The organism is Salipiger sp. (assembly GCF_059781815.1).
The window spans coordinates 621-2,268 of record NZ_JBYNAH010000382.1 but is presented as its reverse complement, the minus strand read 5'-3'; the positions used below and the strand labels follow the sequence as shown (position 1 = coordinate 2,268).

Below are 1,648 nucleotides of genomic sequence, written 5' to 3'. Positions count from 1 at the left end.
CGCCGCTTCGAGGTCGAAAATGATGAAGAGGATGGCGACCAGGTAGAACTGGACGTCGAACTTCATGCGGGCGTCGTCGAAGGAGTTAAAGCCGCACTCATAGGCCGAGACCTTCTCCGGATCCGGATTCCGCACGGCGATGAGGAATGGCGCGATCATCAAAGCCAGACCAATGCCGAGCGCCACGCCGATGAAGATGACGATGGGAAGGTAATCCATCAGTAGCTGGTTCATGTCGCAGCAAATCCCTGGCCGACGGTGCCGAAAGCACCTCATGACCGCGTTAGACCTCTCCGGGGGCAAGAATACACCCTGATTGGACGCACAAAACGCGGCATTCGGCGGCAATTCCACCGGATTACATGCGGTCGGGCGCCGCAGGGTTGATGACCCGACGCGCTTATGCCGGATCGGGCGTCGCGCTCACCACGTCAGCAGCCCGACGGTCGCCCCGGTCATCAGGGTCGCGAGTGTGCCGGAAACGATGGATTTGAGCCCCAAACCGACAATTTCGCTACGCCGGTCGGGCACCATCGTCGTGAGCCCGCCGAGCATGATGCCGAGGGAGCCGAAGTTGGCAAAACCGCACAGGGCGTAGGTCAAAATTAGACGGGAGCGATCGCTGATGGCCTCCGGCGGCAGCTTGGAGAGTTGCAGGTATGCCAAGAATTCGTTCAGCACGGTTTTGATCCCGATGAGACCGCCGGCGCGGACCACTTCGTCCCAGGGAATGCCGATCAGCCAGGCGACCGGAGCCATGGCCCATCCGAGCACCCGCTCGAGCGTCACGGGTGCGCCTGCGATATTCGGGCCGAGGGCCAACAGCTGATTGGTCAGCGCGACGAGTGCGACGAAGACGATGAGCATCGCCAGGATGTTCAAAAAGAGGGTGAGGCCGTTGGCGGTTCCGCGCGTGATGGCGTCGAGGGTGGAATGGCTCTCCCCGGTCTCGATCGCCACTGTCTCCTCTTTGCCGGTTGGCATGGCCTCCGGCTCCGGCGGCACCATCAGTCGGGCGACCAACACGGCAGCGGGTACCGAAATCAGGGAGGCGGCGACAAGGTGGCCGAGTGCACCGGGGATCGCATTGCCGACGAGGCCGGCGTAGAGCGCCATGACGGTGCCGGCAATGGTTGCCATGCCGAGCGTCATCACCATGAAAAGCTCGGATCGCGACAATCGCGCGAGGTACGGCCGCACCAGCAGCGGCGCTTCCACCATGCCAACGAAGACGTTTGCCGCAGCCGAGACACCGACGGCGCCGCCGATGCCAAGCGCCCGCTGCAACGCCCAGGAGAACGCGAGCACGACGCGTTGGAGCACGCCCCAGTGGAAGAGGACGGCGGAGAGCGCGCTCACCACCAGCACGATTGGCAGCGCCTGAAAGGCGAGGACGAATGCCGCGCCCGGAAAGCTTTCTGCAAATGGCAGGGGCGCACCGCCGAGATAGCCGAAGACGACGGATGTGCCGGCGCGCGTGGCCTCGTTCAGGGCCGTGAAAACCGCGTTCAGGACGACGAAGAGTTCGCGCGACCCCGGGGCTTTGAGCAGGATCGCTGCGAGGCCGACTTGCAGGGCGAGCGCGACGGCGACTGTCCGAATTGGAAAAGGCGCACGCCGCTCGCCCATGGCCCATGCGGCGGCAGTG

At 64.1% G+C, this 1,648-nt stretch carries 2 protein-coding genes; both read right to left on the bottom strand.

The window, feature by feature from the left end:
• A partial coding sequence (gene ndhC / locus AC6RA4_RS24955) for an NADH-quinone oxidoreductase subunit A (RefSeq protein WP_500164937.1) occupies positions 1-234 on the bottom strand: 234 nt, incomplete at its 3' end.
• Between the two features lie 189 nt (positions 235-423).
• The coding region (locus AC6RA4_RS24950; protein WP_500164935.1) for a NupC/NupG family nucleoside CNT transporter at positions 424-1,648 on the bottom strand (1,225 nt) is incomplete at its 5' end.